Here is a 23,402-nt window from a genome sequence, read left to right as displayed (position 1 = left end):
ACGGCTCTGCTCGTCAGCGATTCTTCACGGCCTGCAGCGTGTAGCTCAGCGGCAGGCGCTCGGGCCGTGAACGCAGACGCCATTCGCCGTCTGCGCCCAACTGCATCTGCCCGGGCAGGGCTTCCCAGGGCAGGCACTCGTGTTCTTCCAGGGCGGTGAGCGTCATGCCATGGCGCAGCAAGGCCGAGATGATCTCACCCAGGCCGTGATTCCATTCGTGGGTAACGCTGGCTGTGAGCGTCGCTTCGGTCTGCACGTAGGTTTGCTCGTCATCCCAGACCAGCGGTTCGCGGTGTTCGAAGTACGGATGGGCGATGCGCAATTGATCCACGCACGTCTCGTCCAGGCTCAGCAGAACGGGATGCGCCTCGCGCAGAAAGAGGCGCCCACCGGGCTTGAGCAACGCCGCAACATTGCGCGCCCAATCATCGATGCGTGGCAGCCAGCTGAGGGCGCCGATGCTCGTGTAGATCAGGTCGTATCGCCGCTCGTCGAGCGCTTGTGCCGCATCGCAGACCGAGGCTTCGACGAAGTAGATGCGCTGCAGGCAGGCGTCAGCCAGGCGGCGCGCCTGCTCCAGCGAGGCGCAGGAGAAGTCCAGGCCGGTAAGCCGCGCGCCCAGGCGGGCCAGTGACAGGGTATCGGTGCCGATATGGCATTGCAGATGGAGCGCCTCCAGCCCTTGGATATCTCCGAGGCGAGGCAGATCGAAGCGCACGACATCGGACAGGTGTTCGGCCGACTCGATGAATTTCTGCACCTGATAGTCGGGCGAGGCCGCGTGCAGTGCGGCGCGTTCGTTCCAGTTGGCCTTGTTCAGCTCGAATGAGTCATCCATGACGCTGTTTCCATGAAGTGACAAAACGCGATTATGCCAAGGTGTCGCCGGGCATGCAGGTCAACCCAGCCCGCGCGCCGCCCACACCTTCGCCGCGCTGTGGTGCAGGATGCCGTGGCGGCGGGCGAGTGCGGCGTGGTCCTTCGAGTAGCCGCCGCCGATCACCCCCAGCACCGGAATGTCGCGGCCCAGGCAGTGCTGCAGCACGGCTTCGTCACGAGCCGCCAGGCCCGCGTCGGTGAGTTGCAGGTAGCCCAGGGCATCGTCCTTGTGCACGTCGACGCCCGCATCGTAGAGCACCAGGTCCGGCTGATAGATCGGCAGCAGGTAATTGAGTATGTCGTCCACCACCTTCAGGTAGTCCACGTCGCCCATGCCGCGCGGCAGGGGGATGTCCCAGTCGCTCTGCGCCTTGCGCGCCGGGAAGTTCTGCTCGCAATGCAGTGACACGGTAACGGCATCCGGCTCGTCTTCCAGCAGCCGCGCGGTGCCGTCGCCCTGATGAACGTCGCAATCGAAGATCAGTACCCGGTGCACGCGGCCGGCTTCGAGCAGGTAGCGGGCGATCACCGCCAGGTCGTTGAAGATGCAGAAGCCTGACGGAAAGTCGTAGTGCGCGTGGTGCGTGCCGCCAGCCAGGTGGCAGGCCAGGCCGTGACGCAGCGCCAATTCGGCGGTCAGCAGCGAACCGCCCACGGCGCGCACGGTGCGCCGCGCCAGGGCATCGCTCCAAGGCAGGCCGAGGCGGCGCTGGTCTTCATGTGACAGCTCGCCGGCCATGTAACGGGCGATGTAGTCGGGGCAGTGAACCAGGGCGAGAACCTCCGCCGGGCACAGTTCGGGGCGTTGCAACTCGGCATCGGTGGTCAGGCCGCTGTCGACCAGGTGATCGCGCAGCAGGCGGAATTTTTCCATGGGGAAACGATGTCCGGCCGGAAAGGGCGGGCTGTAATCCTCGTGGTAGACCAGCGGTAGCGGCATGCAGTGAGTGCTCATCGAATCGACGCCCTATGGTCGCAGCCAATCGAGACAATCGCCATGCCCCTGATCGAAACCTTCTTCGAGCGACAACTGACTCTCTGCACTGACGTCCACTCGTCCACAGCACCGGACAGGGTCGGTGCTGTGGGAATGGCCTGGCGGTGTAATCGGTGATCAAACCGATAGGCACAGTGGGTACGATGATCCCCGTCAGGGCACGGACGATGCGGGCAGTGGTGCGATCTGCTGCCTTATTCTCCCGGCCACACGCGCATCACGCGATAAGGCGGTTTGCCGCTGTCGGTGCCACCGGTGAAGGCCGGGGTTTTGTACAGCTGGTTGACCGAGATATACAGCCAGCCGTCGTGACCCACATGTACGCTGTCCGGCCAGTCCAGTCGGGCGTCGCGTACCAGCGGCTTGAGCGCGCCGTCGGTATCGAGCAGGTCGATGCCATTGTCGTTGAGGTTGGTGAAAAAATGCCGGCCCTTGGCGTCGGTGCCGGCACCGTCGGAAACGGGCTTGGCGCCGACTCGCTGGATGGCAGCCGCGATCTGCTCGTCGCTGGCGCCGTCACGCAGCAGCTTGCTGGGCAACGAGTACCAGCTCTTGCCGTTCATGGCGCCGAAGTACAGGGTGGCATGGTCGGCCGACAGGGTGATCGGATTCACCGCCACGTTGGCAGGTTTGCCCTGGAACTGAATCGGCACGCCGCCGATGACCATCCTCGCGTCGGGCTCTGCTTGCAGCGCGGCATGGCCGCTGAAGCGCCGCGTCTTGCCGCTGCTGATTTCCACGGCGATCAGGCCGGGGTTGGCGATGTCCGCCAGGTAGATCCAGCCGGCGTCGTCGTCGACGGCCAGATCCTGGATGAAGCTGCCTTTGGGCGCGATATCGGCAGGCAGCTCGATGCGATATAGCTCGCTGCCAGTCGCCACATCGAAGCCCCACAGACGTGTCTTGCCCAGGTTCAGGCCCATGTCGGTTATCCACAGGCGATTCTTGCCGTCGATGGCGATGCCCAGCGGCGTATCGATCTGCGCATCGTTGGCAGCGGCGGTGCCGCGTTGCACCGCGCTGCTGGGCCAGGGTTTGTAGCTGTCGCGGCCAGTGATCTCGATCAGTTGAGCGGCAGCGGGCGAGCCGAAGGGATGGACCGTGGCAAACACCCGGTTGTCCGCGCTGGGGGCGACGTTGCCGGGGCGGATCGGCAGTTCGGCGACCACTTCCAGGTCGCCGACCTTGGCAGCAAGGGCCGAGTTGAAGAACGCTATGGAAAGAGCCAGCAGGGTGGCGCTGGCTGCCCGGCGGATGGGGTGAGAAAGAGACGTCATGACAGGTTTCCTGTTGTGCGCTGGGAAGGGCGAACGCGCTGCACAAGCGTTATCCGCCGTTGCGGCTGCCTCGGTGATTGATGGCGTCGAGTATCCGCCCTGAGGCCGGTAGGCAGTGAGGCTCAGTTTGGCTTTATCAGCAAGGATGAAAAAGACTGGCCAGGTTGAACGTCTTTCAATCGGCGCAAGAAAGTCGTCACAGCACGTAGAACAGAATCGCCACGAAGTGCAGCAGGCTGCCCGCCATGACGAACAGGTGCCAGATGCCATGCCAATGGCGAAAGCGGCTGTCGTAGGCGAAGAAGATGATGCCCACGGTGTAGAGCACGCCGCCAGCCGCCAGCCATGTGAAACCGGTCATGCCCAGGGCGGCGATCAAGGGCTTTACCGCCACCAGCACGATCCAGCCCATCACCGCGTAGATGATCAACGACAGCACGCGTGCTTCGGAGCGGGGTTTGATTTCCTGCAGCATGCCGATCAGCGCAAGGCCCCATACGATACCGAACAAGCTCCAGCCCCACGGGCCGCGCAGGGTTATCAGGCAGAAAGGGGTGTAACTGCCGGCGATCAGCAGGTAGATCGACAGGTGATCGAGCTTTTGCATCACCCGTTTCGCCGGGCCGCGCAGGCTGTGGTAAAGCGTGGAGATGCTGTACAGCAATACCAGGGTGACGCCGTAGATGGCCACCGCGACGATCTTCCAGACGTCGCCCGTGGCGCTGGCCAGTGCCAGCAGCCATACCGCACCGATGGCCGCCAGCACGGCGCCGATCAGGTGGCTCCAGGCGTTGAATTTTTCTCCGTGGTACATGCTATCTGCCGTCTTCCGTTACGCCTGGCTTTGCCAGACCTTTTCTGCGCGGGTTTTCGTATCACAGCTCGCCAGCCCTGTAGCAAGCGATATAGCCGGAGGGCGAGGCCCACCGCTGGATACCGTTCGAGACGATGCGGCTCGGCATCGGTGGTCAGGCCGCTGTCGACCAGGTGCTCGCGCAGCAGGCGAGAAAGGCGGGCTGTAGCGGCTTACAATGAGTGCTCATCGAGTCGACGCCATATGGTCGCAGCCAATCGAGACAATCGCCATGTCCCTGATCGAAACCTCCACCGAGCGCCTGCTGCTGCGCACCTGGCGCGACAGTGACCTGCCGGCGCTGGTCGCACTCAATGCCGACGCCGAGGTGATGCGTCATTTTCCCGCACCCCTGGACGCCGAGCAGAGCGCGCAAATGCTGGCGCGCATCCGTGCGCATTTCGATGAGCACGATTTTGGCTTCTGGGCGCTGCAGCGGCGCGACACTGGCGAGCTGATCGGCGTCACCGGCCTGGCCCTGGTCGGTTTCGACGCGCCGTTCGTGCCGGCTGTGGAAATCGGCTGGCGTCTGGCGCGGGCGCACTGGCGTCAGGGCTATGCCAGCGAGGCGGCGGGCGCTTCACTGGCCGTGGCATTCGAGCAGCTTGGGTTGGACGAGGTACTGAGTTTCACCGTACCGGCCAATCTGCCGTCGCAGGCGGTGATGCGCAGCATCGGTATGCAGCGCGACGAGAGCGGCGATTTTCTCCATCCGCGCGTGCCGGCCGGTCATCCGCTGCAGCCGCACGTGCTCTATCGCATCCGCCGCGATCAATGGCAAGCGCAGCGATGACCGACGTGCTCGCTTACCACCAGCTCAGCAAACATGCTCCCGAGCGTTTCGCACCGGGGCCCGGGCAGTTGGATTGGGCGACCCAGCCGGCGCCCTTTCGCCGCTACGCGGGTGCCCGGCTGATCGAGCTGTACCACCGTCCGCTGGAGGAGGGACCGGCTTACGACTGCGCTTTCGCCGGAGCGCAAACGTCGGCCGCACCACTGGGTCGCGCCAGCGTCTCGCAGCTGCTGTACGACAGCCTGGCCATTTCCGCCTGGAAGGAGGCCGGCGGCAGCCGCTGGGCGCTGCGGATCAATCCGTCATCCGGCAACCTGCACCCGACCGAGGCTTATCTGCTGCTGCCGCCGGGCGTCGTGGATGAGAGCGCTGTGCTGGCCCACTATGCCCCGGATCTGCATGCGCTGGAGGTGCGCAGCGACCTGCCTGCGCCGCTCGGCCAGCAGCTTGCCAACAGCCTGCCGCCGGGTGGTTTTCTCCTGGGCCTGAGCAGCATCGTCTGGCGCGAAGCCTGGAAGTACGGCGAGCGGGCTTATCGTTATTGTCAGCACGACCTGGGGCATGCCCTGGCGGCGTTGGCCATCGCTGCCAGCGTGCAGGGCTGGCAGGTGCGCATGCTGCACGGCCTGGCCGAAGTGCGTCTGGACGGCTTGCTGGGGCTGGATGATGAGGGCTTTCATGAGGCCGAACACGGCGACTGTCTGCTGTGGATCGGCCCGGCGCAGGCGATGGAGTTTGCGCTGCCCGAGACTCTGCTGACGGCATTGGCGCAGCTCGAGCGGGCCGGTGTGCCCAATCGCCTGTCACGCGACTATCGCCACTGGCCCGAGCTGCAGCGCATACATGGGCTGTGCCGTGCACCGGCACGTCCTCGCGCCGCCTGGAGCGTGGATGCTGCTGGTGTTCGCAATGACAACCCCGGCCTGCCCTTGAGGCCCATCCTGCATCGCCGGCGCAGTGCGCAGAGCATGGACGGCCGCAGCGGTATTCAGGCTGCACTGCTGCTGGCCTGGCTGCGCCGCCTGATGCCGGTGCAATCGCCGCTGCCATTCGCCGTCACCGGTGAGCCGAGCGAGATCGACCTGCTGCTGTTCGTCCATCGCGTGCAGGGCCTGGCGCCGGGTCTGTACTGGCTGGATCGCACGGGCAGCGGTGTGCAGCCGCTACGCGAGGATTACCTGTGGCAGCGGGTGGACGAGGAGCTGCCGCTGTATCGTCTGCTCGAAGGCGACGCCCGTGGCCTGGCGGGTTTTCTCAGTTGCGGCCAGGACATTGCCGCCGACGGCTGTGTCGCCCTGGCCATGCTGGCGCGAGTGGAGCGCGCCGTGGCGGATGGCGCCTGGCGCTATCCACGGCTCTACTGGGAATGTGGCCAGATTGGTCAGGTGCTCTATCTGGAGGCCGAAGCGGCCGGGCTTTCCGGCACTGGCATCGGGTGTTATTTCGACGATGCTTTGCGGGAATTGCTCGGCGATGCCGACAGCGACTGGCAAAGTCTTTACCATTTCACCCTTGGCCGCGCCGTGTGGGATGAACGCCTCACATCGCTGCCGGCCTACCCGCAATCGCGTATACCCCCCGTGCAAGGAGACGATACCCCATGACTCAGGTTCTCGATGATCTGGTGGCGCTGCTCAGCCTGGAGCAGATCGAGGAAAACCTGTTCCGTGGCCGCAGCCAGGATCTCGGTTTTCGCCAGCTGTTCGGCGGCCAGGTGCTTGGCCAGTGCATTTCCGCCGCCAGTCAGACGGTCGAGGAAGCGCGCCACGTGCACTCCATGCACGGCTACTTCCTGCGCCCGGGCGATGCCAGCCTGCCGGTGGTCTACCAGGTCGAGCGCACCCGCGATGGCGGCAGCTTCAGTACCCGCCGCGTGGTGGCGGTGCAGAAGGGCAAGCCGATCTTCTTCTGCAGCGCCTCGTTTCAGTACGACGAGGAAGGTTTTCACCATCAGAGCCAGATGCCGGACGTCCCCGGCCCCGAGGATCTGAAGTCGGAAACCGAGCTGGCGCGCATGGTCGCGCCGATGATTCCCGAGCGCATGCGCGAGCGTGCGATCAGCGACAAGCCTATCGAGATTCGCCCGGTCACCCTGATCAACCCCTTTGCCCCGCAGCCGTGCGAGCCGGTCAAGTACGTGTGGTTCCGCGCCGCCGGCGAGCTGCCGGACGACCCGCAGCTGCACAAGTACCTGCTGGCCTACGCCAGTGACTTCAACCTGCTGACCACCTCGATGCAGCCCCACGGCGTGTCGGTGTTCCAGAAGTTCATGCAGGTGGCCAGCCTCGACCATTCGCTGTGGTTCCACCGCAACCTGCGCATGGACGACTGGCTGCTGTACGCCATGGATAGCCCCTGGGCCGGCAATGCCCGTGGTTTCTCCCGCGCCAGTATCTACAACCGCCAGGGCGAACTGGTGGCCTCCGTCGCCCAGGAAGGCTTGACCCGTGTGCGCGAGGACTGGAAGTGAAGACACTGCGTGAGGCGCGTCACTGGGTGTTCGACATGGACGGCACCCTGACCCTGGCGGTGCACGATTTTCCGGCGATCAAGCGGACGCTGGGCATTCCCCAGGAGGATGACATTCTCCATCACCTGGCGGCGCTGCCGGCGGAGGAGGCCGCGCAGAAGCATGCCTGGCTGCTCGAGCATGAGCGCGAGCTGGCGGTGGCCTCGCGCCCGGCACCAGGTGCCATCGAGCTGGTGCGTGCCCTGAGCGAGCGCGGCTGCCAGCTCGGCATCCTGACCCGCAATGCTTACCAACTGGCGCTGCTGACGCTGCAGGCCATCGGCCTGGATGACTGCTTCGCCACGGCGGACGTTCTCGGCCGCGATGAAGCGCCGCCCAAACCCCATCCGGGCGGATTGCTGCACCTGGCCGAGCGCTGGAGCGTTGCGCCGCGTGAGCTGGTAATGGTCGGCGACTACCGCTTCGACCTGGAGTGCGCGCAGGCCGCCGGCGCGCGCAGCGTACTGGTCAACCTGCCGGACAACCCCTGGCCGGAGCTGACCGAGCTGCATGCGCAGGACTGTGCGCAGCTGTTGGCAGGGCTGAGCTGAGCGCGGAACAGCGCCAACGGCCCCCGGATTTCATCCGGGTTACGGGGAAGCCGCCAGTAGCAAGAAAGCGCCTCCGCAAGGACTGTGGGGACGGCGCATTGGACAAGGTCGTTCTTGACGCAGGCTAGGTGCAATCGCTTTCTGGCATCGCTGATCTGCAATGCCTCAGTTGCTGAGGGCTTGCTGCGAGGTGGTGTCCATGCCCCGAGCCTGAGCGAGGATGGGTTGCCAGTCGCTGCGCCACTGCGTCAGTGCCGCGCCATCGCCGCGAAATACCAGATCGAGGAAAGCCAGGCTCAGGTCGGCCGTGGCTGCCTTGGTCTTGGCGTTGAGCGAGGGGCCGCCAGTGAACGCGCGATCGGTGAAGATGCTGTGGGAGCCATCGCGAAATACCGCCAGAAACTTGGTCGGGTTGGCCACCGCATCGTAGATCGCCAGGCGATCATCCGCGCCAGAGCGATAGCCCGGAATCTGGATCACGTCATCGGTGGCGGTCACATGCAGGGTCGGTACCGAGACCTGGCCGAGCACCGCTGTCAGGTTGTACTCACCGTAGAACGGCGGGGCCGAGATGATCACCGCAGCGGCAAAGCGCGGATCGCGATAACTGATGACCTGGCCGTCCCTGACCACCTGTGCCCCTGCCGTGAGCAGCGCCGTGTTGGCGCCGTAGGAATGCCCGGCGACGACGATGCGTTGTGGGTCGACCGCAGCGCCCATCTTCCCTGTCGCAGCGGAAAGCATCTGGTCGAGGGCGAAGCTCACATCGCTGGCGCGGGCCATCGCTTCGCTTTCCTGGGCGGCATCGTGCAGGCGCTCCACCACGGCGAACGGGTTACCCCGCCACAGCGTGGAATCACTGCCGACATGCTGCACGTGCAAGCTGGCGACGCCGTGGCTCGACCAGTGCTTGCCGAGGTAGCTGTAGCCTTTGCGTGAGCCGCCGATGCCATGGGAGAACACCACCAGTGGCACGCTGGCGCCTGGCTGTACGTTGGCCGGCCAGTAAAGGCGTACCGGAACGGCGCGCGAGCGGGATTGATCGAGCCAGTCGAAATCGCTGATTGCGTAGGTCGGCTCCTCTGCTTCGGTGGTATTGGCCGTGGCCGTATTCGACACGGCCAGCATGGCCAGCAATGCGCTTGCCAGCAGCTTCCAGCCTCTGTGCTGTGGCTGTGCGGTGAGGTCGGCGACTGCGCAACCAGCAATGTCGTCGGTGTTGGCGTGGTACTTCGGAGTCGAGTTCATCGTGGTGCGGGTTCCCTGGCGGCGGTTCAGACTATGGAAAGAGTTGGTAGGGCTTGGTGACCCGCAAAGGCGCGGCGGGAAATGACAGGCCGGTGAGGCGTTCGGATTCGTTCCACAGGCGTCTGGCCATACCCAGGTCCATGGCCTGCAGAGGCGTTCTGGCGAGCACGGGGTAACCGCGGGTTTCGCTCAGCCTGTTCGGGCCGTAGTAGGCGCCGCCCTGAGCCTGCGCGGCAGTGGCGGCGAACAGTGTTGGCAGCGCGCCCTGAGCCGCTGGCTGGAACAGGAACCAGAGAAAACGTCGGGCACTGCCGGCCGCGCTCCACTTGCCGGCGCCATTGGGCAGCAGTTCGGTACGTGACACACCCGGATGTGCCGCGATGCTGCGGATACCCCAGCCAGCCGCGTTGCTGCGGCGCTGCAGCTCCAGGGCGAACATCAGGCAGGCCAGTTTGGATTGGCTGTAGGCGACCATCGGCTTGTAGTCGCGGGTAGATTGCAGGTCGCCCAGGTCGATGGCGCCTTGCCTGGCGGCGATGCTCGAAAGGCTGACGACGCGCGGCTGGTCGCCCTTGCGCAGCAGCGTTAACAACTGTGCGGTCAGGGCAAAGTGGCCGAGGTGGTTGGTACCGAGCTGCAGCTCGAAACCATCGGCCGTCTCCTGGCGCTGCGGCGGTGTCATGACGCCGGCGTTGTTGATCAGCAGGTCGAGGTGGCCATCGGACTCTCCAAGGCGTTTGGCGAACGCGTCGATGGAGTCGAGGCTGGCCAGGTCCAGCTGCTCGAAGCAGACGTCGCAACCCGGAGTGAGTTGACGGATCTGCTCGACGGCAGCCTCGCCGCGAGAAGGGTTGCGGCCGGCGAGTATCACCCGTGCTCCCGCCTCGGCCAGGACTTTTGCGTCTTCGAAGCCGAGCCCACCGGTACCGGTGATGACGGCGGTGCGACCCTGTAGCGAGGGAATGTCGGAAGTGGTCCAGTTGGCCATGATCGTTGCCTTGCCTCAGAATGGGGCGCTAATCTGAATGTATAAATAACTGCACTGAGTGCAAACATTAGTGCACTCAGTGCAATTATCGCAATAGGCTATTGGAATGTCCGAATCTCTCCCTCCCGAGGGCAATGCACCTGCCGAAGGCCTGCGAGAGCGCAAGCGCCGGGCTACTCGGCAGCGTATCGCCGAGGTCGGGCTGCAGCTGTTTCTCACAAATGGTTACGAAAGCACCACGCTCGACGCGATTGCCGCCGAGGCTGGTATCTCGCGGCGTACCTTCTTTTCCTATTTCAAGTCGAAGGATGACGTCATCCTGTCCTGGCAGGAGGCCGGCTGGGCCAGCATCCATGGCGAGCTGCTGCAGGTGTCGCCGGATATCGCACCGCTGGACGCCGTGCGCGATGTATTGGTGAGTCATATTTCCCGCTACACCACCGAGCAGATGGCGGCCATCGACCGGCTGATGCGCTCCAGCGAGTCGCTGCTGGCACGCAAGCAGGCGCATTACGCCGAGCAGGAGAGGCAGCTGTTCGCCACGCTCTGCGAGGTATGGCGCCAACCCGAGCGGCGCATGACCCTGCGTGTGGTGGCCATGGCGTCTCTGGGCGCCATGCGCCTGGCGATCCAGACCTGGCAGGAGCAGGTGGGTCAGCCCAGGCCCGTGGCCAGTTATCTCGAGGAAGCGTTCGAGACGCTCAAGTCCGAACTCTGACTGCACCGGCAGCTAACACTTAATTGCCAGTCCGGTATCAACCCGCACTTTCCCCAAACTTTGTGAAGAACCAAAAAAACGCCCCCGCAAAGACTGCGGGGGCGGCGCGTTGGATAAGGTCGTCCTTGAAGCGGGTTACGCGCGGTCAACCTTGTGGGGTGTTGCTCCCCGTATTGCTCCAGCCACCACCCAGAGCCTTGTACAGCTCCACTTCGCTGCTGAGCTGGGCCAGGCGGTCGGCGATCAGTTGCTGGCGCACGCTGAACAGCTGACGCTGGGCGTCGAGCAGGGTCAGGTAGCTGTCCACGCCCGTGCGGTAGCGGCGCTCGGCCAGGTCGTAATAGGTCTCGGTGGTTTCCAGCAGGGCGCGCTGGGCGTCCAGTTGCTGGCGGTAGGTGGTACGTGCGGCGAGGCGGTCAGCGACTTCCTGGAAAGCCACCTGAATGGCTTTCTCGTACTCGGCGACGCGGATGTCGCTCTGCAGTTCGGCATAGTCGAGGTTGGCGCGCAGACGTCCGGCGTTGAAGATCGGCAGGCTGATCTGCGGCTGGAACAGCCAGGTGCCCGAGCCGCCGTCGAACAGGCCGGACAACTGGCTGCTGGCGGTACCGGCATTGGCGGTCAGGCTGATGCTGGGGAAGAACGCCGCACGCGCCGCGCCGATATTGGCATCGGCGGCCTTGAGCTGGTACTCGGCCTGCAGCAGGTCGGGGCGACGCTGCAGCAAGTCGGCGGGCAAGCCAGCCGGTACCTGCTCCAGCAGTTCGGCGTTCAATGCCAGACCTTGCGGCAGGTCGGCCGGTAGGCCAGTGCCGAGCAGTTGAGTCAGGGCGTTGCGATCCTGAGCGACCAGGCGCTGGTACTGCGCCAGGCTGACGCGGGCGCTGTCCACCGAGCTGCGTGCCTGGCTCAGGGCCAGGGCATCGGCGACGCCGACGTCGAAGCTGCGCTGGGTCAGCTGGTAGCTTTCCTCGAAGGTCTTCAGGGTGTCCTGGGTCAGTTGCAGCAGCGCCTGATCCGCCTGCCATTGCAGGTAGGCGTTGGCGACGCTGGCGACCAGGCTGATCTGCGTGCTGCGCTGGGCCTGTTCGGTGGCCAGGTACTGCTGCAGGGCCTGCTCGCTGAGGCTGCGGATACGACCGAAGAAATCCAGCTCCCAGGCGTTGACGCCCAGGGTCGCGCTGTACTGGCCGCTGGTGCGGGCTTCGCCGGTCTGGCTCAGATCGGCAGGCAGGCGCTGGCGAGTGCCGGCGCCGTCGGCGGAAACCGAAGGCAGCAGGTCGGCACGCTGGATGCGGTACAGCGCGCGATAGGCTTCGACGTTCAGCGCAGCGACACGCAGGTCGCGGTTGTTCTCCAGTGCCACCTGCACCAGTTGCTGCAGCGCCGGGTCGCGGAAGAACTCGCGCCATTGCAGGTCGGCCGCCGCACGGCTGCCTTCGCTGGCGGCGCTGCCATAGGCTTCGCCTTGCGGCCAGTCGGCGGCCACCGGAGCGTCAGGGCGCTGATAGTCGGGAATCAGGCTGCAGCCGCTGAGCAGAGCGGCGGCCACGGCCAGGGACAACAGGGACTGCCTCATTGCAGTACCTCCTTCTCGTTTTCACGGGTCGGCTCGGGGCGCTTCTTCTCGAAAATCGAGCAGACCACGACGTAGAACAGTGGAATCCAGAAGATCGCCAGGATCATCGCGCTGAGCATGCCGCCAATCACCCCGGTGCCGATGGCGTGCTTGCTGCCGGCGCCGGCACCACTGGCGATGGCCAGTGGCAGACAGCCGAGGATGAACGCCAGCGAAGTCATGATGATCGGGCGCAAGCGCATGCGGCAGGCTTCGATGGCCGCTTCGGCGAAGGTCATGCCCTGTTCGTACTGGGCCTTGGCGAACTCGACGATGAGAATCGCGTTACGCGCCGACAGGCCGATGGTGGTGAGCAGGCCAACCTTGAAGAATACGTCGTTGGACAGGCCACGCAGCTCGGTGAACATCAAGGCGCCAATGATCCCCAGCGGCACCACCAGCATCACCGCGAACGGGATCGACCAGCTCTCGTACAGGGCTGCCAGGCACAGGAACACCACGATGGCGGAGATCACGAACAGTGCAGTGGTCTGCGAGCCTGCCAGGCGCTCCTCGTAGGACAACCCGGTCCAGGAGTAGCCGACGCCCTGTGGCAATTGCGAGGCGATTTCCTCGACGGCGGCCATGGCATCACCGGTGCTGTAGCCAGGCGCCGGAGCACCGAGGATTTCCACCGCCGAGACGCCGTTGTAGCGCGCCAGCTTCGGCGCACCATAGGTCCATTCACCGCTGGCGAAGGCGCTGAACGGCACCATGCGGCCCTGGTCGTTGCGCACGTACCACTTGTTCAGGTCTTCCGGGCTCATGCGTGCTTCGGATGTGCCTTGCAGGTAGACCTTCTTCACGCGACCGCGATCGATGAAGTCGTTGACGTAACTGGCACCCCAGGCAATCGACAGGGTGCTGTTGATGTCCGCCAGCGACAGGCCGAGGGCGCGGGCGCGCTCGTCATCGATCAGCAACTGGTACTGCGCCTCGTCGCGCAGGCCGTTGGCGCGCACGCTGTCGAGCACCGGGTGCTGGTTGGCCAGCTGCAGGAACTTGTCGCGTGCCTCGTTCATCACCTGGTGGCCAACACCCGCCTGATCCTGCAGGAAGAAGTTGAAGCCGGTGGCGTTACCCATCTCCATCACCGCCGGCGGGGCGAAGGCGAACACCATCGCATCGCGGAAGCTGAAGAAGTGCATCTGTGCACGTTGCGCCAGCGCGGCTACGCCATTCTCCTCACCCGGGCGTTCGCCCCAGGGCTTGAGCATGATGAAGGCCATACCGGAACTCTGACCACGGCCGGCGAAGTTGAAGCCGGTGACGGTGAACACCGACTTGACCGTGCTCGCTTCGTCCTCCAGCAGGTACTGGCGCATCTCGTCGACCACCACCTGGGTACGCTCGGCACTGGAGCCGGACGGCGTCTGTACCTGGGCGAAGAGCACGCCCTGGTCTTCCTCGGGGAGGAAGGCGGTGGGGATGCGGGTGAACATCCACGCCATGATGATGACGATCACCAGGTACAGCAGCAGGTAGGGCGCCTTGCGCTTGATCATGCCCGCAACGCCGCGCTGATAGGCATTGCTGCCGCGCTCGAAGGTGCGGTTGAACCAGCCGAAGAAGCCGCGCTTGGCCTCGTGGTGATCGCCATCGATGGGCTTGAGCAGGGTGGCGCACAGCGCCGGGGTGAAGATCAGCGCCACCAGCACCGACAGAGCCATGGCCGAGACGATGGTGATGGAGAACTGCCGGTAGATCACCCCGGTGGAGCCGCCGAAGAACGCCATCGGCAGGAATACTGCCGAGAGCACCAGGCCAATGCCCACCAGTGCGCCCTGGATTTGCCCCATGGACTTGCGCGTCGCTTCCTTGGGCGATAGCCCATCCTCGCGCATCACTCGTTCGACGTTTTCCACCACCACGATGGCGTCGTCCACCAGCAGGCCGATGGCCAGGACCATGGCGAACATGGTCAGGGTATTGATGGAGAAACCGAACGCGGCAAGTATGCCGAAGGTGCCGAGCAGTACCACCGGCACCGCCATGGTCGGAATGATGGTGGCGCGCAGGTTCTGCAGGAACAGGAACATCACCAGGAACACCAGCACGATGGCCTCGAACAGGGTGTGCACCACCCCTTCGATGGAGGCCGAGATTACCGGCGTGGTGTCGTAGGGGAAGACCACTTCCATGCCGGCCGGGAAGAACGGCTCGAGATTGGCGATGGTTTCACGCACCGCCTTGGCGGTATCCAGGGCGTTGGCGCCGGTGGCCAGGCGAATCGCCAGACCGGAGGCCGGCAGGCCGTTGAACTGCGCGTTGATGGCGTAGTTCTCGCCGCCCAGCTCGACCTTGGCGATGTCACCCAGGCGCACCTGGGAGCCATCGGGCTGAACCTTGAGCAGAATCTTGCGGAACTCTTCCGGGGTCTGCAGGCGCGTCTTGCCAATGATGGTGGCGTTGAGCTGATTGCCCGGCGCCGCAGGCAGGCCGCCGAACTGGCCGGAGGAAATCTGCACGTTCTGCGCCTGGATGGCGCTGCGCACGTCAACTGGAGTCAGCTGGAAGCTGTTGAGCTTGGCCGGGTCGAGCCAGATACGCATGGCGTACTGCGCGCCGAACACCTGGAAGTCGCCGACGCCCTTGGTCCGCGAGATCGGGTCCTGCAGGTTGGAGACGATGTAGTCCGACAGGTCTTCACGGGTCATGCTGCCGTCTTTCGACACCACGCCGATGACCATCAGGAAGTTGCGCACCGACTTGGTCACGCGGATGCCCTGTTGCTGGACTTCCTGTGGCAGCAGCGGGGTGGCCAGTTGCAGCTTGTTCTGCACCTGGACCTGGGCGATATCCGGGTTCACCCCCTGTTCGAAGGTAACGATGATCTCCATGCTGCCGTCGGAGTTGCTCGACGAGCTGACGTAGCGCAGGCCGTCGATACCGTTGAGCTGCTGCTCGATCACCTGCACCACGGTGTCCTGCACCGTCTGCGCCGAGGCGCCCGGGTAGCTGACCTGGATGGCAACGGCAGGTGGCGCGATGCTCGGGTACTGGTTGATCGGCAGCTTGAGGATGGACAGGCCACCCGCCAGCATGATCACCAGGGCGATCACCCAGGCGAAGATCGGCCGGTCGATAAAGAATCTGGACATTCAGTACTTCTCCGTTAGTCCTGGCCGCTGGCTGGTTCGGCGTCTTGGGCAGGCTGTTCGGTGTTGACGTTGCCGGCCGGCACGGCCTTGACCTCGGCGCCAGGCTGCACGAACTGCAGGCCCTCGGTGATCAGGCGGTCGCCTTCGTTCAGGCCTTCCTCTACCAGCCAGGCACTGCCGGCGGTGCGATCAGCCTTGAGCACGCGCAGTTCGACCTTGTTGTCGGCACCCACCACCATCGCCGTGGGTTCGCCGCGCTGGTTGCGCGTCACACCCTGCTGCGGGGCGAGGATGGCGTTCTGCTTGACCCCGGAGAGCAGCTCGGCATGCACGAACATGCCCGGCAGCAGCAGGTGGTCCGGGTTGGGGAACACGGCGCGCAGGGTCACCGAGCCGGTGCTTTCGTCCACTGCCACTTCGGAGAATTCCAGGGTGCCTTCATGGGCGTAACGGCTGCCGTCCTCCAGTTTCAGCGCGACCTTGGCGGCGCTGTCGCTGGCTTTCTGCAGGCGACCATCGGCCAGGTCACGGCGCAGACGCAGCAGTTCCTTGCTCGATTGGGTGACGTCGACGTAGATCGGATCGAGCTGCTGGATGGTGGCCATGGCGCCCGCCTGGCCATTGCTGACCAGCGCACCTTCGGTCACGGCGGAGCGGCCGATGCGACCGCTGATCGGCGCCATCACCCTGGTGTAGCGCAGGTCGATGCGCGCCTGCTCCAGCGCGGCGTCAGCCTGCAGGGCGGCGGCGCGCGCTTCATCGTAGGCCTGTTGGCTGACGGCCCGGTCGGCGACCAGCAGTTTGTAGCGATCAGCCAGGGACTTGGCGGACAGCTGCGTGGCCTGGGCGCTCTTGAACGTGGCTTGGTAGGTGGCTGGGTCGATCTGGTACAGCTGCTGACCCGCCTTGACCTCGCTGCCTTCGGTGAACAGGCGCTTCTGAATGATGCCGTTGACCTGTGGGCGCACCTCGGCGATGCGATAGGCACTGGTGCGGCCTGGCACTTCACTGGTCAGTGCAAAGGGTTTGGCTTCGAGCGTGACCACGCCGACTTGCGGGGTTTGCTGGGTCTGTGGGGCGCTGGATTCCTGGCAGCCGGTGAGACTGAGCATTGCCACGGCGATGGCGGAAACCAAGACAGCGAAGGCTGGCTTCGAGTGCATCTGAGAACCTCGTTTTATCGAATCATGGCCCAAGGGGCGAAGGGGACGAAGGCAGGGGAAAAAATCGATGGAGGAATATACTTACGTACGTGAATGTTTGTAAATGCCTAAAGCTGCCTGCATACTCTCGCTTGTCCTTCCTTACCGAAGGGTTACGGCAAAGCGACAGTAGGTGACAGATGGCCAGAAGAACCAAAGAGGAAGCGCAGGCGACACGGGTGCAGATACTCGATGCCGCCGAGCGGGTGTTCCATGCCCAGGGTGTTTCCCATGCGTCTCTGGCCCAGGTGGCAAAAGAAGCCGGCGTCAGCCGCGGCGCCATCTACTGGCATTTCGAGAACAAGATCGACCTGTTTCAGGCGATGCTCGAACGTCTGCGCCTGCCGCTCGAGGAACTGTCGCGTGCCAGCGAGAGCGAGGATGAGCCGGACCCGCTGGGCTGCATGCGCGAGTTGCTGATCAAGGCCCTGACGCGCCTGGCTTGCGAGCCGCAGACCCACCGCACCCATGACATCCTGCGTTACAAATGCGAATACACCGGTGAGCTGCTCGGCCTGCGCGAACGCATGCAGGCGCTGAGCCTGGAGTGCGATCAGCGTATTGCCAGGGCGCTGAGCAACGCGGTCAACAAGGGCCAGTTGCCGAGCGACCTGGACTGCGCGCGCGCGGCGGTCTGTCTGCATGCCTATATGGAAGGCATCGAGGCCAACTGGTTGCTGGTGCCCAACTTCGACCTGGCGCAGCAGGCGCCCGCGCTGGTCGATACCGCGCTGCACATGCTGCGCAGTCAGGCGCTGCGCCTGATGCCGGTCAGTCAGCTGCCTGACGAGAGGTAGGGCGCGCCGTGCGCACCTGGGGCTAGCCGGTGTTTTCGCTGCGCACAGCGCCCCCTACGGCTGTTCGATACCGCGCTGCACATGCTGCGCAGTCAGGCGCCTGGCGAGGTAGGGTGCGCCGTGCGCACCAGGGGCCTGCACCCTACGCCATCGCAAGCAGGGCTGAGATTCAGCTCGCCTGACGCTGCGCGGGCCAGTCGGGCAGGTTGTGTGGCGCGCGCAAGCGGGCTTGCAGCCTGACGACGAACTGGCGGGCCTCCTCTTCGCTGCGAAAACTCACGCAATGCTGATCCAGTCGAACCTGCCACAGGCATTCGCCGCCCTGATTGCGTGGCTGAACGAGAACTTTCATGCGAACCACCTCTTTAAGCTGCGACGAGTCGCCGGTGCTTGTTGGGGACAATCAGGATAGTTCGCTTGCATGACCTTGTTCTGATCTGGATCAAATGGCCGACCCGCGTGACGCCGCTTCGCGATAAGCGGTACCGTGAAGTCAACGCTGGGTCAGGCGAGGGGGCTGAAGCAGGGAGGTAGGGTGCGCTGTGCGCACCAGGTATTAGCCGGTTTTTTCGGTGCGCACAGCGCACCCTACGACACCGCAAGCAGGGCTGAGATTCAGTCTGTAGGGTGGGCCGGGCGGCGTTCCGCTTCAGCCCACCCCTACCTAACGACCACACTGACCGACCTCATACGACCCAGCCCCGCATCGCGCCTCAGAACCCTTCGAGGACGATCTTGCCCTTGGCCTTGCCGCTCTCCAGCAACGCATGGGCGCGGCGCAGGTTGGCGGCATTGATGGTGCCGAAATGCTCACCGAGGGTGGTCTTGATCACGCCGGCGTCGACCAGATCGGATACCCGTTCCAGCAGACGATGCTGCTCGATCATGTCTTCGGTCTGGTACAGAGAACGGGTGAACATCAACTCCCAGTGCAGCGACAGGCTCTTGCGCTTGAGCTGCATCACGTCCAGCGGTTGCAGCGGGTCGTCGATCAGCGCCAGGCGCCCCTGCGGCTCCAGGGATTCGACCAGTTGTGCGTAGTGCTGGTCGGTCTGGGTCAGGCTGGCGACATGGGTGACCTGGCCGATGCCAATGCGCGCCAGTTCCTCGCTCAGCGGCTTGCTGTGATCGATCACGTGATGTGCGCCCAGCTCACGGACCCAGGCCTGGGTTTCCGGGCGCGAGGCGGTGCCGATCAGGGTCAGGCCGGTCAGGTGGCGCGCCAGTTGGGTGAGGATCGAACCTACACCACCGGCAGCGCCGACGATCAGCAGGCTCTGGCCTTGATCGGCCGAGCCCTCGGTAACCTGCAGGCGCTCGAACAGCAGTTCCCAGGCGGTGATGGCGGTCAGTGGCAGGGCCGCAGCTTCGGCGAACGACAGGCTGCTCGGCATATGGCCAACGATGCGTTCATCGACCCGGTGCAGTTCGCTGTTGGCACCGGCACGGTCGATGGCACCGGCGTAGAACACCCGGTCGCCGGGCTGGAACAGGCTGACTTCGCTGCCCACGGCCTTGACCACGCCGCTTGCATCCCAGCCCAGCACCTTGGCGGCGCCGTTCTCCGGTTTGACGCCGAGGCGGATCTTGGTATCGACCGGGTTGACCGAGATGGCCCGAACCTCGACCAGAAGATCGTGCGGACCCGGAGTGGGTTCGGCCAGTTGCACGTCCTGCAGTGCTTCGGGATGGTCGGCAGGCAGGGATTGGTAGTAAGCGACGGCTTTCATGGAAATGTTCCTCTGTGAGGTATCAGGTAAGGGGTTGCAGCGATAGCAGATCAATGCCCGCAAGCCGCTCACCGAATGTGTTGGTGAAATATAGGAAATGGGGCGCTGCGCGATGCTGATCCAATGCCTCGGCGTCGCGCCATTGTTCGATCATCACGAACTGGTGCGGGTCCAGCTTGTTGCGGTGCAGCGCGTATTGCAGGCAGCCGGGCTCTGCGCAGGTGGCCGTGACCAGACGTTGCAGGCCTGCAGCCACTGCCTCGGCATGACCTGGCAGCGCCTTGATGGTGGCGATCAGTGTGAGAGCAGTGGTCATGGCTGGCTCCTGTAGGGGGATTGGAGTCATGCTCGTTTATTTGTGTGGCGAGAAAAAGCGGCGGGTAATAGAGTCTCTTTCATCATTATTTTGAAAGTGAACGACCATGCTGCGTTTCGACGACCTGCAACTCTTCGTGCGTACCGCCGAAACCGGCAGCCTGTCCGCTGCGGCGCGCCTGCTGGATGTATCGCCAGCGGTGGCCAGCGCCGCCCTCAAGCGTCTGGAGCAGCAACTGCAGGTGCGCCTGCTGGCGCGTTCGACGCGCAGTCTGCGCCTGACGCCCGAGGGCGAGCTGTATCTGGTGCATGCCCGGCTGGCGTTGCAGAGCCTGGAGGAGGGACGTCAGCAACTGGTCGGCAGTCAGGAGGGAATCTGCGGTGTATTGCAGCTGTCGGCGCCCTCGGATCTGGGGCGTAACACGCTGTTGCCCTGGCTCGACGAGTTCCAGAGCGAGCATCCACAACTGCAACTGCGCCTGCTGCTGGCCGATCGGGTGGCCGACCTGTTTCGTGAACCGGTGGATATCGCCCTGCGCTACGGCGCGCCGGAGGATTCCAGCCTGGTGGCGCTGCCGGTGGCAGCGGACAATCGTCGGGTGCTCTGCGCTTCACCTTCCTATCTCGCCCGGCATGGTTCGCCGCAGAGCGTTGAGGAGCTGCATCAGCACAACTGCCTGCTCTATATGCTGCATGGCCGTGCGTATGACCGCTGGCGCTTTGAGGATGGCAAGCGCGAAGTGCTGATGAACGTCGCGGGTGACCGGGTCTGCGACGATGCCGATGTCACGCGACGCTGGGCCGTGGCCGGGCGGGGCGTGGTGTACAAGTCCTGGCTGGATGTCGCCGAAGACGTTCGCGAAGGACGCCTGCAGGTGCTGCTGCCGCATTGGCTGGGCGAGCCGACGCCTTTGTATCTGGTCTGTGCGCACCGTGCCCAACTGAGCAAGGCGGTGCATCTGCTGCGCGAGTTCGTGCAACTGCGCTGCCAGCGTCTGCTGGACGCTGCGCCCTGGCGTTAGCACTCGACGCGATATAGCCCCGAGGCACGGTGGTGCTGCGTTACAAGCCGGTTGCATGCGAGCGTTCATAAGCAGCCTGCGTCTGCCCGAACGTTACGTGTGCCTGCCCATTGCCTGGCGGTACTGCTGCGGCGTAAAGCCGGTGAGCTGCTTGAACTTGCGGCTGAAGGCGCTGTGGTCGGTATAGCCGCATTGCAGGGCGATATCGGTGATGGGCAGATCGGTCAGCAGCAGGCCATGGGCATGCTCAAGGCGGGCCTTGCTGATCATCTGCCGGGGCGTGAGGTGGAAGACGCGCTTGCAGTAGCGCTCCAGCTGGGCGACGGACAGGCCGGCGATTCGGGTCAGCGTCTCCAGGGTGATGCTTTCGTGGAAATGCTGGCGGATGTGTTCGTCCACGGCGGCCAGGCGCTCGTAGGCGGGATGGCTGGCACTGGCCGACTGCAGGTCCACGGAGATGCCCACCAGCCCGATGATGCGTCCGTCGCGGTCGTGCAGGGGGCGCTTGTGCGTCAGGCACCAGCCAGGTTCGCGGCTGCCGTAGAGGTGCAGCTCCAACTGGTCTTCCAGCATCTGGCCCTGTTGCAGAACGCGGCGGTCCTGCTCGGTGTAGCCGGGGCCGAGCTGGGCGGGGAAGACCTCGGCACTGGTCTTGCCCAGCAGGGGGCGCAGATCCCTCAGCCCACAGCGCTGAACCAGGGTGCGGTTGGCCAGCAGGTAGCGCGCCTGGGTGTCCTTGATGAAGATCACCGCATTGGGGATCGCATCCAGCATGGGCAGCAGCAGCCTGGCGCTGCCCAGTAACTCTTCCATGTTCTTCGGACGCGTCTGCTCGCTCTGTGCGAACAGGGCGCCGAGCGCGTTTCGCGACATTTTCCTTTCTCCAGCGGTGGGCCCGACCGTCCGGCAGGTTGCCCCAGGGCCATGGCTGCTGTCGAGAGGCACTCGGCGACATCGCGCGGGATGGGCGCTCTGTGCCGATTTCGTCATGGTGGCCGGGGAAAAGTATCAAGCCCGGGCACCCTGCGCCGGGCCAATCTATGGCCGCTGCAGATGGCGGGAGATCTTTGCCCGGCTCCTGGCGGGTGCCTGAGTCGCCTCCAGAGCAACACGCTGCAGCAGACTCTCTCCAGCCCATCCAAAACATACAAGAGGGCGGCACCATGTCTGGAAAGTTCAAGAAACAACTGTCTCTGACGGACCTCACCTTCATTGGCCTGGGGGCCATCTTCGGTTCCGGCTGGCTGTTTGCCGCCAGCCACGTCTCCGCCATTGCCGGTCCGGCAGGCATCATCTCCTGGTTTCTCGGCGGCTTCGCGGTGCTGCTGCTGGGCATCATCTATTGCGAGCTGGGCGCGGCACTGCCACGTGCCGGTGGGGTGGTGCGCTACCCGGTGTTTTCCCACGGTCCGCTGCTGGGCTACCTGATGGGATTCATCACGCTGATCGCCTTTTCCAGCCTGGTGGCGATCGAGGTGGTGGCTGCACGTCAGTACGCAGCGGCCTGGTTTCCCGGCCTGACCCAGTCCGGCAGCAGCAATCCGACGCTGCTCGGCTGGTTGCTGCAATTCGCCTTGCTGTGCCTGTTCTTCTGGCTCAACTACCGCAGCGTGAAAACTTTCGCCCGCGCCAACAACCTGGTCAGCGTATTCAAGTTCATCGTGCCACTGCTGGTCATTGGTGTGCTCTTCACCTTCTTCAAGCCCGAGAACTTCCAGGTGCAGGGCTTCGCGCCGTTCGGGCTGGCAGGCATCGAGATGGCGGTGTCGGCCGGCGGCATCATCTTCGCCTACCTGGGCCTGACGCCGATCATTTCGGTGGCCAGCGAGGTCAAGAATCCGCAGCGCACCATTCCCATCGCGCTGATCCTCTCGGTGCTGCTCTCCACGGCTATCTATGTGCTGCTGCAGGTGGCGTTTTTGGGCGCCGTGCCGACCGACATGCTGGCCAGCGGCTGGGCTGGGATCTCCAAGGAGTTCGCCCTGCCGTACCGCGACATCGCGCTGGTGCTCGGGGTGGGCTGGCTGGCCTATCTGGTGGTCGCCGATGCGGTGGTTTCGCCCAGTGGCTGCGGCAACATCTACATGAATGCGACGCCACGGGTGATCTATGGCTGGGCGCAGACCGGCACCTTTTTCCGCATCTTCACGCGCATCGACGCCGCCTCTGGCATTCCGCGTCCGGCGCTGTGGCTGACCTTCGCCCTGTCGGTGTTCTGGACCCTGCCGTTCCCCTCCTGGGAAGCGCTGATCAATGTGGTGTCCGCCGCCCTGGTACTGAGCTATGCGGTCGCGCCGGTCACGGTGGCTGCGCTGCGCCGCAATGCGCCGGACATGCCGCGGCCGTTCCGTGTGCGTGGCCTGGCGGTGATGGGACCGCTGTCCTTCGTGATTGCCGCGCTGATCGTCTACTGGTCCGGCTGGGGCACCGTGTCCTGGCTGCTGAGCCTGCAGATTGTGATGTTCGTGATCTACCTGCTGTGCCGCCGCTTCGTGCCGACCGAGCACCTGAGCCTTGCCCAGCAGGTGCGCTCGTCCGCCTGGCTGATCGGCTTCTACGCCGTGACGCTGCTGCTTTCCTGGTTGGGCAGCTTTGGCGGGCTGGGAGTGCTCGCTCATCCCTATGACACCCTCAGCGTCGCGCTCTGTGCCCTGGGCATTTACCACTGGGGCGCAGCCACCGGTGTACCGGCCGAGCTGATTCGCCTGAGCGGCGAAGACGAGAGCGAGGACGGTGATGAAGCGGACGTGGCGCCAGCCTCGACACTGCTGCCTGACCGCGCCCAGTCGGTATGAACCGGAATG

Annotated in this window: 21 protein-coding genes; 8 read left to right on the top strand and 13 right to left on the bottom strand. The window is 64.5% G+C overall.

Annotated elements, in window-relative coordinates:
- Positions 1–13: 13 nt before the first annotated feature.
- The 4 genes from ACN0X6_RS16685 to trhA all read right to left on the bottom strand — a co-directional run bounded on the left by ACN0X6_RS16685 (position 14) and on the right by trhA (position 3,967).
- Positions 14–838, bottom strand: a complete 825-nt coding sequence (locus ACN0X6_RS16685) for a class I SAM-dependent methyltransferase (protein ID WP_417705604.1) — start codon at positions 836–838, stop codon at positions 14–16.
- Between the two features lie 60 nt (positions 839–898).
- Positions 899–1,819 (bottom strand): histone deacetylase, encoded by a 921-nt coding sequence (locus ACN0X6_RS16680; protein WP_417705691.1) that lies wholly within the window; start codon positions 1,817–1,819, stop codon positions 899–901.
- A gap of 251 nt (positions 1,820–2,070) precedes the next feature.
- Positions 2,071–3,153 (bottom strand): L-dopachrome tautomerase-related protein, encoded by a 1,083-nt coding sequence (locus ACN0X6_RS16675; protein ID WP_417705602.1) that lies wholly within the window; start codon positions 3,151–3,153, stop codon positions 2,071–2,073.
- A gap of 196 nt (positions 3,154–3,349) precedes the next feature.
- Positions 3,350–3,967, bottom strand: a complete 618-nt coding sequence (trhA, locus tag ACN0X6_RS16670) for a PAQR family membrane homeostasis protein TrhA (RefSeq protein WP_417705600.1) — start codon at positions 3,965–3,967, stop codon at positions 3,350–3,352.
- A gap of 271 nt (positions 3,968–4,238) precedes the next feature.
- On the opposite strand from trhA, the gene ACN0X6_RS16665 reads away from it, so the two are divergent.
- The 4 genes from ACN0X6_RS16665 to ACN0X6_RS16650 are packed head-to-tail and all read left to right on the top strand — an operon-like array spanning position 4,239 to position 7,859.
- Positions 4,239–4,799 carry a GNAT family N-acetyltransferase gene (locus ACN0X6_RS16665; protein WP_417705598.1) on the top strand — a complete coding sequence of 187 codons (561 nt, stop codon included), beginning with the start codon at positions 4,239–4,241 and terminating at the stop codon, positions 4,797–4,799.
- Positions 4,796–6,403 (top strand): SagB/ThcOx family dehydrogenase, encoded by a 1,608-nt coding sequence (locus tag ACN0X6_RS16660; RefSeq protein ID WP_417705596.1) that lies wholly within the window; start codon positions 4,796–4,798, stop codon positions 6,401–6,403. Before ACN0X6_RS16665 ends, ACN0X6_RS16660 begins: the two co-directional genes overlap by 4 nt.
- The gene (gene tesB, locus ACN0X6_RS16655) at positions 6,400–7,269 is read left to right on the top strand and encodes an acyl-CoA thioesterase II (protein WP_417705595.1); all 870 of its coding nucleotides are present in this window, start codon (positions 6,400–6,402) and stop codon (positions 7,267–7,269) included. The genes ACN0X6_RS16660 and tesB overlap by 4 nt, the downstream gene beginning before the upstream one ends.
- On the top strand, positions 7,266–7,859 hold the full coding sequence (locus ACN0X6_RS16650; protein WP_417705593.1) for an HAD family hydrolase: 594 nt from the start codon (positions 7,266–7,268) through the stop codon (positions 7,857–7,859). The genes tesB and ACN0X6_RS16650 overlap by 4 nt, the downstream gene beginning before the upstream one ends.
- Positions 7,860–8,024: 165 nt before the next feature.
- On the opposite strand, the gene ACN0X6_RS16645 is transcribed toward ACN0X6_RS16650, so the two are convergent.
- Both ACN0X6_RS16645 and ACN0X6_RS16640 read right to left on the bottom strand, forming a co-directional pair.
- Positions 8,025–9,107, bottom strand: coding sequence for an alpha/beta hydrolase family protein (locus ACN0X6_RS16645; RefSeq protein WP_417705591.1), 1,083 nt, complete (start codon positions 9,105–9,107; stop codon positions 8,025–8,027).
- Between the two features lie 31 nt (positions 9,108–9,138).
- Positions 9,139–10,095, bottom strand: a complete 957-nt coding sequence (locus ACN0X6_RS16640) for an SDR family oxidoreductase (protein WP_417705589.1) — start codon at positions 10,093–10,095, stop codon at positions 9,139–9,141.
- A 106-nt stretch (positions 10,096–10,201) separates the two neighbouring features.
- Between ACN0X6_RS16640 and ACN0X6_RS16635 the strand changes: the two genes are divergently transcribed.
- Positions 10,202–10,813, top strand: coding sequence for a TetR/AcrR family transcriptional regulator (locus ACN0X6_RS16635; protein ID WP_417705587.1), 612 nt, complete (start codon positions 10,202–10,204; stop codon positions 10,811–10,813).
- Positions 10,814–10,958: 145 nt separating this feature from the next.
- On the opposite strand, the gene adeC is transcribed toward ACN0X6_RS16635, so the two are convergent.
- Genes adeC through ACN0X6_RS16620 form a run of 3 tightly spaced genes read right to left on the bottom strand, consistent with a single transcriptional unit; the run spans position 10,959 to position 16,695 of the window.
- Complete coding sequence (gene adeC / locus ACN0X6_RS16630) at positions 10,959–12,392, bottom strand: AdeC/AdeK/OprM family multidrug efflux complex outer membrane factor (protein ID WP_417705585.1); 1,434 nt, start codon at positions 12,390–12,392, stop codon at positions 10,959–10,961.
- Positions 12,389–15,532, bottom strand: coding sequence for an efflux RND transporter permease subunit (locus ACN0X6_RS16625; RefSeq protein WP_417705583.1), 3,144 nt, complete (start codon positions 15,530–15,532; stop codon positions 12,389–12,391). The genes adeC and ACN0X6_RS16625 overlap by 4 nt, the downstream gene beginning before the upstream one ends.
- A 14-nt stretch (positions 15,533–15,546) precedes the next feature.
- Positions 15,547–16,695, bottom strand: a complete 1,149-nt coding sequence (locus ACN0X6_RS16620; protein ID WP_417705581.1) for an efflux RND transporter periplasmic adaptor subunit — start codon at positions 16,693–16,695, stop codon at positions 15,547–15,549.
- Between the two features lie 179 nt (positions 16,696–16,874).
- On the opposite strand from ACN0X6_RS16620, the gene ACN0X6_RS16615 reads away from it, so the two are divergent.
- The gene (locus ACN0X6_RS16615) at positions 16,875–17,531 is read left to right on the top strand and encodes a TetR family transcriptional regulator (RefSeq protein ID WP_417705580.1); all 657 of its coding nucleotides are present in this window, start codon (positions 16,875–16,877) and stop codon (positions 17,529–17,531) included.
- Between the two features lie 169 nt (positions 17,532–17,700).
- Here ACN0X6_RS16615 and ACN0X6_RS16610 read toward each other — a convergent pair whose 3' ends face one another.
- From ACN0X6_RS16610 to ACN0X6_RS16600, 3 genes are all read right to left on the bottom strand, one after another.
- A complete protein-coding gene (locus tag ACN0X6_RS16610; protein WP_417705578.1) occupies positions 17,701–17,883 on the bottom strand; it encodes a hypothetical protein in 183 nt (60 codons plus the stop codon).
- Between the two features lie 361 nt (positions 17,884–18,244).
- Positions 18,245–19,261: a zinc-binding alcohol dehydrogenase family protein gene (locus ACN0X6_RS16605; RefSeq protein ID WP_417705576.1), complete on the bottom strand. Its 1,017-nt coding sequence runs from the start codon at positions 19,259–19,261 to the stop codon at positions 18,245–18,247.
- Positions 19,262–19,283: 22 nt separating this feature from the next.
- A complete protein-coding gene (locus ACN0X6_RS16600; protein WP_417705575.1) occupies positions 19,284–19,577 on the bottom strand; it encodes a putative quinol monooxygenase in 294 nt (97 codons plus the stop codon).
- 106 nt (positions 19,578–19,683) lie between these two features.
- Here ACN0X6_RS16600 and ACN0X6_RS16595 point away from each other — a divergent pair, with 106 nt between their 5' ends.
- The gene (locus ACN0X6_RS16595; RefSeq protein WP_417705573.1) at positions 19,684–20,598 is read left to right on the top strand and encodes a LysR family transcriptional regulator; all 915 of its coding nucleotides are present in this window, start codon (positions 19,684–19,686) and stop codon (positions 20,596–20,598) included.
- Positions 20,599–20,691: 93 nt separating this feature from the next.
- On the opposite strand, the gene ACN0X6_RS16590 is transcribed toward ACN0X6_RS16595, so the two are convergent.
- The gene (locus ACN0X6_RS16590; RefSeq protein ID WP_417705571.1) at positions 20,692–21,471 is read right to left on the bottom strand and encodes a helix-turn-helix domain-containing protein; all 780 of its coding nucleotides are present in this window, start codon (positions 21,469–21,471) and stop codon (positions 20,692–20,694) included.
- Positions 21,472–21,761: 290 nt separating this feature from the next.
- Here ACN0X6_RS16590 and ACN0X6_RS16585 point away from each other — a divergent pair, with 290 nt between their 5' ends.
- Complete coding sequence (locus ACN0X6_RS16585; protein WP_417705569.1) at positions 21,762–23,393, top strand: APC family permease; 1,632 nt, start codon at positions 21,762–21,764, stop codon at positions 23,391–23,393.
- The last annotated feature ends 9 nt before the right edge of the window (positions 23,394–23,402 follow it).

The organism is Pseudomonas sp. (assembly GCF_048269965.1).
In the GTDB taxonomy this organism is placed as follows: domain Bacteria; phylum Pseudomonadota; class Gammaproteobacteria; order Pseudomonadales; family Pseudomonadaceae; genus Aquipseudomonas.
The sequence above is the reverse complement of the archived record's forward strand: the minus strand, read 5'-3'. Positions and strand labels throughout refer to the sequence as shown.